At 47.0% G+C, this 12,330-nt stretch carries 11 protein-coding genes; 7 read left to right on the top strand and 4 right to left on the bottom strand.

The features are described 5' to 3' along the window. Positions 1 to 30: 30 nt before the first annotated feature. Positions 31 to 444: a peptide-methionine (R)-S-oxide reductase MsrB gene (gene msrB / locus HBM92_RS10635; protein ID WP_001284618.1), complete on the bottom strand. Its 414-nt coding sequence runs from the start codon at positions 442 to 444 to the stop codon at positions 31 to 33. A 341-nt stretch (positions 445 to 785) separates the two neighbouring features. Between msrB and gapA the strand changes: the two genes are divergently transcribed. Continuing rightward, a complete protein-coding gene (gene gapA, locus HBM92_RS10630) occupies positions 786 to 1,781 on the top strand; it encodes a glyceraldehyde-3-phosphate dehydrogenase (protein WP_000153502.1) in 996 nt (331 codons plus the stop codon). An 83-nt stretch (positions 1,782 to 1,864) separates the two neighbouring features. Then, positions 1,865 to 2,749, top strand: coding sequence for a D-hexose-6-phosphate mutarotase (locus HBM92_RS10625; protein ID WP_001298237.1), 885 nt, complete (start codon positions 1,865 to 1,867; stop codon positions 2,747 to 2,749). Positions 2,750 to 2,799: 50 nt separating this feature from the next. On the opposite strand, the gene yeaE is transcribed toward HBM92_RS10625, so the two are convergent. Further along, the gene (gene yeaE / locus HBM92_RS10620; protein WP_001296125.1) at positions 2,800 to 3,654 is read right to left on the bottom strand and encodes a methylglyoxal reductase YeaE; all 855 of its coding nucleotides are present in this window, start codon (positions 3,652 to 3,654) and stop codon (positions 2,800 to 2,802) included. An 89-nt stretch (positions 3,655 to 3,743) separates the two neighbouring features. Further along, on the bottom strand, positions 3,744 to 4,490 hold the full coding sequence (mipA, locus tag HBM92_RS10615; protein ID WP_000163775.1) for a scaffolding protein MipA: 747 nt from the start codon (positions 4,488 to 4,490) through the stop codon (positions 3,744 to 3,746). Positions 4,491 to 4,925: 435 nt separating this feature from the next. Here mipA and yeaG point away from each other — a divergent pair, with 435 nt between their 5' ends. The 5 genes from yeaG (at position 4,926) to yeaK (ending at position 12,095) form a co-directional block, all read left to right on the top strand. Beyond that, positions 4,926 to 6,860, top strand: coding sequence for a protein kinase YeaG (gene yeaG / locus HBM92_RS10610; protein ID WP_001019882.1), 1,935 nt, complete (start codon positions 4,926 to 4,928; stop codon positions 6,858 to 6,860). Positions 6,861 to 6,972: 112 nt separating this feature from the next. After that, complete coding sequence (locus HBM92_RS10605) at positions 6,973 to 8,256, top strand: YeaH/YhbH family protein (RefSeq protein WP_000219684.1); 1,284 nt, start codon at positions 6,973 to 6,975, stop codon at positions 8,254 to 8,256. Between the two features lie 146 nt (positions 8,257 to 8,402). Next, positions 8,403 to 9,878 (top strand): GGDEF domain-containing protein, encoded by a 1,476-nt coding sequence (locus tag HBM92_RS10600; RefSeq protein WP_000621385.1) that lies wholly within the window; start codon positions 8,403 to 8,405, stop codon positions 9,876 to 9,878. 180 nt (positions 9,879 to 10,058) lie between these two features. Next, a complete protein-coding gene (gene dgcJ, locus HBM92_RS10595) occupies positions 10,059 to 11,549 on the top strand; it encodes a diguanylate cyclase DgcJ (RefSeq protein WP_001298230.1) in 1,491 nt (496 codons plus the stop codon). 42 nt (positions 11,550 to 11,591) lie between these two features. Continuing rightward, on the top strand, positions 11,592 to 12,095 hold the full coding sequence (gene yeaK, locus HBM92_RS10590; RefSeq protein WP_000138034.1) for a mischarged aminoacyl-tRNA deacylase: 504 nt from the start codon (positions 11,592 to 11,594) through the stop codon (positions 12,093 to 12,095). On the opposite strand, the gene yoaI is transcribed toward yeaK, so the two are convergent. After that, positions 12,096 to 12,200 carry a small membrane protein YoaI gene (yoaI, locus tag HBM92_RS10585; RefSeq protein WP_000999628.1) on the bottom strand — a complete coding sequence of 35 codons (105 nt, stop codon included), beginning with the start codon at positions 12,198 to 12,200 and terminating at the stop codon, positions 12,096 to 12,098. It lies immediately after the preceding gene. Between the last annotated feature and the right edge of the window lie 130 nt (positions 12,201 to 12,330).

Raw genomic sequence — 12,330 nt, 5'->3', positions numbered from 1 at the left:
TCCTGTGGAATAAGTTGCTGAATCGTTTTTTCAACCGTTGATTTCTTCGCCGTTTTCGCCATCAGTGAAGCGTAAAGAAGCAGAGTTAACACAATAACGTTCGCCCGTTGGCTGCGGCCCGTCAGGGAAGACATGGCCCAGATGGGCATCGCAGTTACCGCAACGAATTTCTATGCGCTGCATTCCATGTGACAAGTCTTTGATATAACGAATAGATTCTTCACTCACCGGTTCGTAGAAACTGGGCCAGCCACAGCCGGAATCATACTTGGTTTGGGAATGAAACAGCGGGGCATCGCAGATCAAACAGTGATATACGCCGTCACGCTTGTTATGCAGTAAACGACCCGTAAATGGCGGTTCTGTCCCATGATTCTGCGTCACGTAGAACTGCATCTCGGACAAATTTTTTTTCAGTTCTTCTGCCGAAGGTTTATTAGCCATTTGCTCACATCTCACTTTAATCGTGCTCACATTACGTGACTGATTCTAACAAAACATTAACACCAACTGGCAAAATTTTGTCCTAAACTTGATCTCGACGAAATGGCTGCACCTAAATCGTGATGAAAATCACATTTTTATCGTAATTGCCCTTTAAAATTCGGGGCGCCGACCCCATGTGGTCTCAAGCCCAAAGGAAGAGTGAGGCGAATCAGTCGCGTAATGCTTAGGCACAGGATTGATTTGTCGCAATGATTGACACGATTCCGCTTGACGCTGCGTAAGGTTTTTGTAATTTTACAGGCAACCTTTTATTCACTAACAAATAGCTGGTGGAATATATGACTATCAAAGTAGGTATCAACGGTTTTGGCCGTATCGGTCGCATTGTTTTCCGTGCTGCTCAGAAACGTTCTGACATCGAGATCGTTGCAATCAACGACCTGTTAGACGCTGATTACATGGCATACATGCTGAAATATGACTCCACTCACGGCCGTTTCGACGGTACCGTTGAAGTGAAAGACGGTCATCTGATCGTTAACGGTAAAAAAATCCGTGTTACCGCTGAACGTGATCCGGCTAACCTGAAATGGGACGAAGTTGGTGTTGACGTTGTCGCTGAAGCAACTGGTCTGTTCCTGACTGACGAAACTGCTCGTAAACACATCACCGCTGGTGCGAAGAAAGTGGTTATGACTGGTCCGTCTAAAGACAACACTCCGATGTTCGTTAAAGGCGCTAACTTCGACAAATATGCTGGCCAGGACATCGTTTCCAACGCATCCTGCACCACCAACTGCCTGGCTCCGCTGGCTAAAGTTATCAACGATAACTTCGGCATCATCGAAGGTCTGATGACCACCGTTCACGCTACTACCGCTACTCAGAAAACCGTTGATGGCCCGTCTCACAAAGACTGGCGCGGCGGCCGCGGCGCTTCCCAGAACATCATCCCGTCTTCTACCGGTGCTGCTAAAGCTGTAGGTAAAGTACTGCCAGAACTGAATGGCAAACTGACTGGTATGGCGTTCCGCGTTCCGACCCCGAACGTATCCGTAGTTGACCTGACCGTTCGTCTGGAAAAAGCTGCAACTTACGAGCAGATCAAAGCTGCCGTTAAAGCTGCTGCTGAAGGCGAAATGAAAGGCGTTCTGGGCTACACCGAAGATGACGTAGTATCTACCGATTTCAACGGCGAAGTTTGCACTTCCGTGTTCGATGCTAAAGCGGGTATCGCTCTGAACGACAACTTCGTGAAACTGGTATCCTGGTACGACAACGAAACCGGTTACTCCAACAAAGTTCTGGACCTGATCGCTCACATCTCCAAATAAGTTGAGATGACTCTGTGATCTAAAAAGAGCGACTTCGGTCGCTCTTTTTTTTACCTGATAAAATGAAGTTAAAGGACTGCGTCATGATTAAGAAAATTTTTGCCCTTCCGGTCATCGAACAAATCTCCCCTGTCCTCTCCCGTCGTAAACTGGATGAACTGGACCTCATTGTGGTCGATCATCCCCAGGTAAAAGCCTCTTTTGCATTACAGGGCGCACACCTTCTCTCGTGGAAACCTGCGGGTGAAGAAGAAGTTCTGTGGTTAAGTAACAACACACCGTTCAAAAATGGCGTCGCCATTCGCGGTGGCATACCGCTTTGCTGGCCGTGGTTTGGTCCGGCTGCACAACAAGGTCTGCCTGCGCACGGTTTTGCCCGCAACCTGCCGTGGACGCTGAAATCACATCGTGAAGATGCTGATGGTGTAGTGCTAACTTTTGAATTGACACAAAGCGAAGAGACGAAAAAATTCTGGCCGCACGACTTTACGCTGTTAGCGCATTTCCACGTGGGTAAAACCTGTGAAATCGATCTTGAAGCACACGGCGAATTTGAAACTACCTCTGCTCTGCATACCTACTTTAACGTGGGTGATATCGCTAAGGTAAGCGTCAGTGGACTAGGCGATCGCTTCATTGATAAAGTAAATGACGCGAAAGAAGATGTACTGACCGACGGTATTCAGACCTTCCCTGACCGTACCGATCGCGTGTATCTGAATCCGCAAGATTGCAGCGTAATTAATGACGAAGCGCTGAATCGTATTATCGCCGTAGGCCACCAGCATCATCTGAACGTTGTAGGCTGGAACCCAGGACCGGCGCTTTCAGTTAGCATGGGCGATATGCCGGATGATGGCTACAAGACCTTTGTTTGTGTAGAAACGGCTTACGCTTCAGAAACGCAAAAAGTCACCAAAGAGAAACCTGCACATCTGGCGCAATCCATTCGCGTTGCGAAACGTTAATTTGCGTTAATATTGTGTGCCGGGTGCGATGCATCCGGCACGTATCAACATCACACCATATCCAGCGCAGTTTTTCCTTTTGGTGCCGGATACGCTTTATCCAGCATAACTAATTCCGCTGACGAAAGTTCAACCTCAAGCACAGCCGCATTTTGTTGGACATGTGCGACAGTTGCCGCTTTTGGGATCGCCATCACACCCTGATGGCTGATTACCCACGCCAACAATACTTGTGCCGCACTGATATTGTGAGCATGTGCAATTTCGTTGACTACCGCGTTTTTTAACAGTCCATTGCGCAACCGCCCGGCCTGAGCTAATGGACTGTAAGCCATCACCGGCATCTGCTGTTTCTGGCACCAGGGAAGTAGATCGTACTCAATCCCTCGTGAACCGAGATGGTAAAGCACCTGATTAGTGGCACACTGATTTCCCCCCGGCAGCTGCCAGAGTTCCTGCATATCGGCATAATCAAGGTTAGAAACGCCCCAGCGGCGGATTTTTCCCTGGGCGATCAATTTTTCCATCGCTGCGACAGTCTCTTCGAGAGCGAAACTGCCAGACCAGTGTAATAAGTAGAGATCGAGATAATCAGTATTGAGACGGCGTAAACTGGCTTCGCATGCATTTATCGCTTTTTGCCCGCCAGCATTCCACGGATAGACTTTAGAGACGAGAAAGACGTTCTCACGCAGACCGATTAATGCTTCCCCAACCACTTTTTCGGCACCGCCATCGGCATACATTTCGGCGGTATCAATGAGGGTTAAACCGAGTTCAATGCCCGCGCGTAGTGCAGCAACTTCTGTTTTACGCTGACTGGCATCTTCGCCCATATACCATGTTCCCTGCCCTATGGCTGGCAGTGAGACATCGCCACTAAATTGAATCATTTTTTGTTGCATTGCTTCCTCCCAGGTATTGCACCACCGTAATGCAAAACAGGGCATTACGCCCTGTTTTTATGCACAAAATGCCCTGGAAAAATGCATTATCAGAATTTGTAGGTGATCCCGGTAGAAATCAGGCCAGTCCAGGATTTATCCACCATTGGGCTGTCAGTAACTTCATCAGACAGACGGGTGTAGCGCGCGATACCGTAAACACTCCAGTCACCGAGGAAGTTGTAGCTGGCGCTCAGCTCCAGGTAAGGGCTCCAGCTGTCGTTCGGGTTATAGCCACGCAGACCGCTGCGAGCGGACTCTTTGCTCGATACGCCATAATAGTATTCGTTCTGGTTTTCGCTGTTCCACTGCACACCAATACCCGGAGTCACGGTCAGGCCACCGTTGGTGTAACGATACAACCAGGCCATATCCCAGACGATGCCGTTGCTGTTATCCAGGGTATCGCCAGCCAGGGTGGTACGCAGGTAACCGTACTGGGTAAAGTGAGCATAAGACAGACCAGCCATCATGGTGCTCTTACGGTCATCCAGGTGACGCATTTGGTGATCGCCACTGTCTTTAGCTTTGAAGTAAAGCGGCGACCAGTAAGCGGTAATTGAAAGTTTGTCCGTTGCGTCATTCCACAGGTAGTAACCACCACCTAAGCCACGGAACCAGAAGTTATCGCCTTCATAGTTGATTACCGGTACTGGGTAAACATCGGTATCGTAATCTTTATATGGGTGTTCAACGACACCTACGCCTGCGCCCAGGGAAAATTTACCTTCAGCGTGCGCTACGCCTGCAGACGTTGCGATAAGCACTCCAAGTGCCAGAAGTTTGAGTTTGGTCACAATTAATCATTCCTTAAACAAATGTTTAGCGGGCGACAAAGTTTACCCGTCAATACATCGAAACCCAACCTTTTTACGTTTTCATTTTTTATAGTAACTGTTTAATTTTCCTGACGCAGATGACACCACGCTTACAGCCAAATGAATTTAGCGTTACCGGCGACCCTATTATTTACATTAATTATGCAAAATTTATGGATGAGTTGTTGATATGCCATTGAAATTAAGAAAGCCGTGCAGGCAAGTTTTCCATTTGCCATCTACGCTTAATTTTGAAGGTGTATCACCGGGCACGTTGTTCTCATCGTCAATAAAATGGCATGAGAGTTGCTGTGTTTTAGCAAGAGACGTCGTTCAGTTTACCTCTTCCGGGAGCCTCAACTATTCATATGAACGGCTCTTAACCTGTGCTAAAAAACGAAAGGACGGCATACCATGAATATATTCGATCACTATCGCCAGCGATATGAAGCTGCCAAGGACGAAGAGTTCACACTGCAGGAGTTTCTTACCACTTGTCGGCAAGATCGCAGTGCTTATGCCAACGCGGCTGAGCGGCTATTGATGGCTATTGGTGAGCCTGTCATGGTCGATACAGCCCAGGAACCCAGACTTTCTCGACTCTTTTCTAACCGGGTCATTGCACGTTATCCGGCGTTTGAAGAGTTTTACGGCATGGAAGACGCGATTGAACAGATTGTCTCTTATCTGAAACACGCGGCTCAGGGGCTGGAAGAGAAGAAACAAATCCTGTATCTGCTGGGGCCTGTGGGTGGGGGTAAATCATCGCTTGCTGAGCGACTGAAATCATTAATGCAGCTCGTACCGATTTATGTATTGAGCGCCAACGGTGAGCGTAGCCCGGTCAACGATCATCCTTTCTGTCTTTTCAATCCGCAGGAAGATGCGCAGATTCTGGAAAAAGAGTATGGCATTCCTCGCCGTTATCTCGGCACCATCATGTCGCCGTGGGCGGCAAAACGCCTGCATGAATTTGGTGGCGATATCACTAAGTTCCGGGTAGTGAAGGTCTGGCCGTCAATTCTGCAACAAATTGCTATCGCCAAAACAGAACCCGGCGATGAGAACAACCAGGACATCTCCGCCCTGGTAGGGAAAGTCGATATTCGTAAACTCGAACACTACGCGCAGAATGACCCGGACGCCTACGGCTATTCCGGTGCGCTGTGCCGCGCCAATCAGGGGATCATGGAATTTGTCGAGATGTTTAAAGCACCGATAAAAGTGCTGCATCCCTTGTTAACCGCCACCCAGGAAGGTAACTACAACGGGACGGAAGGTATCTCCGCCCTGCCGTTCAACGGGATTATTCTCGCCCACTCGAACGAATCCGAATGGGTCACTTTCCGTAATAACAAAAACAACGAAGCCTTCCTCGACCGTGTTTACATCGTGAAGGTGCCGTATTGCTTGCGCATTTCCGAAGAGATCAAAATCTACGAGAAATTGCTTAATCACAGTGAATTGACTCACGCCCCCTGCGCCCCTGGCACGCTGGAAACGCTGTCACGTTTTTCTATTCTTTCGCGTCTGAAAGAGCCAGAAAACTCCAGCATTTATTCAAAGATGCGGGTTTATGATGGTGAAAGTTTGAAAGACACTGATCCCAAAGCCAAGTCGTATCAGGAATATCGTGACTACGCCGGTGTCGATGAAGGGATGAACGGTCTGTCGACGCGTTTTGCGTTTAAGATCCTCTCCCGCGTGTTCAACTTCGATCATGTAGAAGTGGCGGCAAACCCGGTCCATCTGTTCTACGTCCTGGAACAGCAGATCGAGCGCGAGCAGTTCCCGCAAGAGCAGGCAGAACGCTATCTGGAGTTCCTGAAAGGTTATCTGATCCCGAAATATGCCGAGTTTATCGGCAAAGAGATCCAGACGGCCTACCTTGAATCCTATTCAGAATATGGGCAGAACATTTTTGACCGTTATGTTACCTACGCGGATTTCTGGATTCAGGATCAGGAGTATCGCGATCCGGATACCGGGCAGTTGTTTGACCGCGAGTCTCTTAACGCCGAGCTGGAGAAAATCGAGAAACCGGCGGGGATCAGTAATCCAAAAGATTTCCGCAACGAGATTGTTAACTTCGTACTGCGAGCCAGAGCGAATAACAGCGGACGTAATCCGAACTGGACCAGCTATGAAAAACTGCGCACGGTTATCGAGAAGAAAATGTTCTCCAATACCGAAGAGCTGTTGCCGGTTATTTCGTTTAACGCCAAAACGTCAACCGACGAGCAGAAGAAACACGACGACTTTGTCGACCGTATGATGGAAAAAGGCTACACCCGTAAACAGGTGCGTTTACTGTGCGAATGGTATTTGCGCGTACGTAAATCGTCTTAACAACCCTGGCCCGGTACACATGCTACCGGGCCTACAGCGACAGCGAACCGTGGGCCAGAGAAGCGGCAACACAGGCGTAGCATACCGTTGGCAAATGTAGTACGGGGGGCATATGACCTGGTTTATTGACCGGCGTCTGAACGGCAAAAATAAAAGCATGGTGAATCGCCAGCGTTTCTTACGCCGTTATAAAGCGCAAATTAAACAGTCGATCTCCGAGGCCATAAATAAGCGTTCGGTGACTGACGTCGACAGCGGCGAGTCCGTATCCATTCCCACGGAAGATATTAGCGAACCGATGTTTCATCAGGGGCGTGGAGGCCTGCGCCACCGCGTGCATCCGGGCAATGACCATTTCGTCCAGAACGACCGAATTGAGCGTCCCCAGGGTGGTGGCGGAGGTTCCGGCAGTGGTCAGGGCCAGGCCAGCCAGGATGGTGAAGGTCAGGATGAATTTGTCTTTCAGATTTCGAAAGATGAGTATCTTGATCTGCTCTTTGAAGATTTGGCCTTACCGAATCTGAAACAAAACCAACAACGCCAGCTGACCGAATATAAAACGCATCGGGCGGGTTATACCGCTAACGGCGTTCCGGCCAATATCAGCGTTGTACGTTCATTGCAGAACTCACTGGCGCGGCGCACAGCCATGACGGCGGGCAAGCGGCGGGAACTTCATGCACTGGAAGAGAATTTGGCCATCATCAGCAACAGTGAACCTGCGCAACTGCTGGAAGAGGAACGGCTGCGCAAAGAGATTGCTGAATTGCGCGCCAAAATTGAACGCGTTCCTTTCATTGACACTTTCGATTTACGTTACAAGAACTACGAAAAACGGCCCGATCCCTCCAGCCAGGCAGTGATGTTTTGCCTGATGGACGTTTCCGGTTCAATGGATCAGTCCACTAAAGATATGGCTAAACGTTTTTATATTCTGCTGTATCTGTTCCTCAGCAGAACGTATAAGAACGTGGAAGTCGTATACATCCGCCATCATACCCAGGCGAAAGAAGTCGATGAACATGAGTTTTTCTACTCGCAGGAAACTGGCGGCACCATTGTTTCCAGCGCCCTAAAACTGATGGATGAGGTAGTGAAAGAGCGTTATAACCCGGCACAGTGGAATATTTACGCAGCCCAAGCATCAGACGGCGATAACTGGGCCGATGACTCTCCGCTTTGCCATGAAATTCTGGCGAAAAAAATATTACCCGTTGTTCGTTATTACAGCTATATCGAAATTACACGTCGCGCGCATCAGACACTGTGGCGAGAATATGAGCATCTGCAATCTACTTTCGACAACTTTGCGATGCAGCATATCCGCGACCAGGATGATATTTATCCGGTGTTCCGTGAACTGTTTCATAAACAAAATGCAACAGCTAAAGACTAAAACTGTCAGCCGGGTCATTATCGCCTGGCTGATTTTTAGCTCACTGTAAATTATCTCTTTTATTACATACATTAGCTTACAATCGCTTTAAATATGACAGCATAACCTTTACACAATTTAGTTCCAGAAAACAATCATTCGGAAAAATGATTCGGTCAACACGTATTTCCCTGGGGTTATTCTTTAATTATTTTTTATCGTTAACGAAAATTGATCCTGGTCAAAACTATATATCTCTGCCATCAATAAAATCCAGCACTCACATTGCTCTCCTTTTTATGGCTTCTATGGGTACACAAAAATTAAAAGCTCAAGGCTTTTTTATTTTCAGCTTATTGCTGACGTTAATTTTATTTTGCATTACTACCTTATATAACGAAAACACGAATGTAAAACTCATCCCACAGATGAATTACCTGATGGTTGTTGTGGCTTTGTTTTTCCTTAACGCCGTCATTTTCCTTTTCATGTTAATGAAGTATTTCACTAACAAACAAATTTTACCAACACTCATTTTAAGCCTTGCATTTTTAAGTGGACTTATCTATTTAGTTGAAACCATTGTAATTATCCATAAACCAATCAACGGCAGTACACTGATCCAGACAAAGTCGAATGATGTTTCTATTTTCTATATTTTCCGCCAACTCAGTTTCATTTGTTTAACCTCGCTGGCGCTCTTTTGTTATGGGAAAGACAACATCCTTGACAACAATAAGAAGAAAACTGGCATTCTGTTGCTGGCGCTGATTCCTTTTTTAGTTTTTCCCCTTCTGGCACACAATCTGAGCAGTTATAACGCTGACTATTCTTTGTATGTCGTCGATTACTGTCCGGACAACCATACTGCGACCTGGGGAATCAACTATACAAAAATATTGGTTTGTTTGTGGGCATTTTTACTGTTCTTTATTATCATGCGTACACGATTAGCCAGCGAACTATGGCCGTTAATAGCATTATTATGTCTGGCATCGCTATGCTGCAACTTACTTCTACTGACTCTGGATGAGTATAATTACACCATCTGGTATATCAGTCGCGGGATTGAAGTTTCCAGTAAACTGTTTGTTGTGTCTTTTCTGATTTATAACATTTTTCAGGAACTGCAACTCTCCAGCAAACTGGCAGTTCATGATGTACTGACCAATATTTATAATCGGCGCTACTTTTTCAACAGCGTAGAGTCATTATTGTCGCGACCTGTTGTTAAGGACTTTTGTGTCATGCTGGTTGATATTAATCAGTTCAAACGCATCAATGCCCAATGGGGACATCGTGTGGGTGATAAAGTGCTGGTATCAATTGTCGATATTATCCAGCAAAGCATCCGCCCCGATGATATTTTAGCGCGACTGGAGGGTGAGGTGTTTGGCTTGCTATTTACCGAACTCAATAGTGCCCAGGCAAAAATCATTGCGGAACGTATGCGTAAAAATGTCGAACTCCTGACCGGCTTTAGTAACAGATATGATGTTCCTGAACAAATGACCATCAGTATTGGCACGGTTTTTTCAACGGGTGACACGCATAATATCTCGCTTGTCATGACGGAAGCAGATAAAGCCTTACGCGAAGCGAAAAGCGAGGGGGGCAACAAAGTGATTATTCATCATATTTAAGTGCAAAAATATTCAGAGCCATGCTTTTTGCGTGGCTTTTGCATACAATTTATTACTATTACCCCTAAATTTCCCCTCCCCAGCGGCGCAGAGATGAGTATAATTAGCGCCCCTGTGCCAGGCCGCAATCGAACTTTATCTGGTTTTCTCGTTTCACTAACCGAAGGAGTGCCATTTATCATGAAATTGCACCATAGAATGCTCCGGCATTTTATCGCCGCAAGTGTCATTGTGCTGACATCTTCCTTCCTTATTTTTGAACTTGTCGCCAGCGACAGAGCAATGAGTGCCTATCTGCGCTATATCGTGCAGAGAGCAGACTCTTCCTTTCTTTATGATAAGTATCAGAATCAGAGTATTGCCGCGCATGTGATGCGCGCTCTCGCTGCTGAGCAGTCGGAAGTGCCGCCAGAACAGCGGCGCGCCATCTGCGAGGCTTTTGAGTCTGCCAATAATACCCATGGCTTAAACCTGACTGCCCATAAATACCCGGGCTTACGCGGCACACTACAAACCGCATCCACTGACTGCGACACAATTGTGGAAGCTGCAGCACTATTACCCGCTTTTGATCAGGCAGTGGAAGGCAACCGCCACCAGGATGATTACGGTTCAGGTCTTGGGATGGCCGAAGAGAAATTTCACTATTATCTCGATCTCAATGACCGCTATGTCTATTTTTATGAGCCGGTTAATGTTGAATACTTTGCGATGAATAACTGGTCCTTCCTGCAGTCAGGAAGTATTGGTATCGATCGCAAAGATATTGAAAAAGTATTTACCGGGCGTACCGTATTATCGAGCATTTACCAGGATCAGCGTACTAAACAGAACGTGATGAGTTTGCTGACGCCGGTATATGTCGCAGGGCAGCTAAAAGGGATTGTGCTGCTGGATATTAACAAAAACAATCTGCGGAATATCTTTTACACTCATGACCGCCCTCTCCTCTGGCGTTTTCTCAATGTCACGCTAACCGATACAGATTCGGGGCGCGACATTATCATCAACCAGAGCGAAGATAATCTGTTCCAGTATGTCAGTTACGTCCATGACTTACCGGGCGGCATTCGTGTCTCGTTATCCATTGATATTCTTTACTTTATCACGTCTTCGTGGAAAAGCGTTCTGTTCTGGATTTTGACGGCGTTAATTTTGCTGAATATGGTGCGGATGCACTTCCGCTTATACCAAAATGTGTCGCGAGAAAATATTAGTGATGCGATGACTGGACTCTATAATCGCAAAATTTTAACCCCTGAACTGGAGCAGCGGTTGCAGAAACTGGTGCAATCCGGTTCTTCGGTGATGTTTATTGCTATTGACATGGACAAGTTAAAGCAAATAAATGACACCCTCGGTCATCAGGAGGGGGATTTAGCGATTACGTTATTAGCTCAGGCGATTAAACAATCGATTCGTAAAAGTGATTATGCCATCCGACTCGGTGGCGATGAATTCTGCATCATTCTTGTCGATTCGACGCCGCAAATTGCAGCACAACTGCCTGAACGTATCGAAAAACGTCTGCAACATATCGCGCCGCAGAAAGAAATCGGCTTCTCTTCCGGTATTTACGCGATGAAAGAAAACGATACGTTACATGATGCGTATAAAGCTTCCGATGAGCGTTTATATGTCAATAAGCAGAACAAAAACAGCCGTTCATGATAACCTTCTGTAGTTGTTTGCTTGTAATCTCAGGAGCATGAAATGACTGAAATGGCTAAAGAAAGCGTGACGCATCAGCGGTTAATCGCTTTATTATCACAAGAAGGTGCTAACTTCCGCGTCGTTACCCATGAAGCGGTAGGTAAATGTGAAGCGGTGTCAGAAATTCGTGGCACCGCTTTAGGCCAGGGGGCTAAGGCACTGGTATGTAAAGTCAAAGGCAATGGCGTAAATCAACATGTTCTGGCGATCCTCGCTGCCGATCAACAGGCCGATCTGAGCCAACTCGCCAGCCATATAGGCGGATTACGCGCTTCGTTGGCCAGCCCGGCGGAAGTCGATGAACTCACAGGCTGTGTCTTCGGCGCGATCCCCCCTTTCAGCTTCCATCCAAAACTCAAACTGGTTGCCGACCCCCTACTCTTCGAACGATTTGATGAAATCGCCTTCAATGCAGGCATGCTGGATAAATCCGTTATTTTGAAAACCGCGGATTATTTGCGTATTGCGCAACCAGAACTGGTCAATTTCCGCCGCACTGCGTAACTAGCCTGTCCGTTCAATAAGCAGAACGGACAAAACCAGCACAGCAGCAATGGCAAAAAACGATGACGTGATAATCAGTGTCTCGACGAACATTTGATCGTTCATAGTATGCCCCCGGGAGATAGCTGTTTTCACGTTATTGTTAGCGTGCACAAATGGCAGTTTGATGACAGTTCGCCTGATTTTTTATGCAGAAAACGTAAAGATTTTCTACTTCCTGCCTGCAGCAAGCGTA

The organism is Escherichia sp. E.sYA108 (assembly GCF_011754335.1).
GTDB lineage: Bacteria > Pseudomonadota > Gammaproteobacteria > Enterobacterales > Enterobacteriaceae > Escherichia > Escherichia coli.
This window is presented reverse-complemented; position numbering and strand designations above follow the sequence as displayed.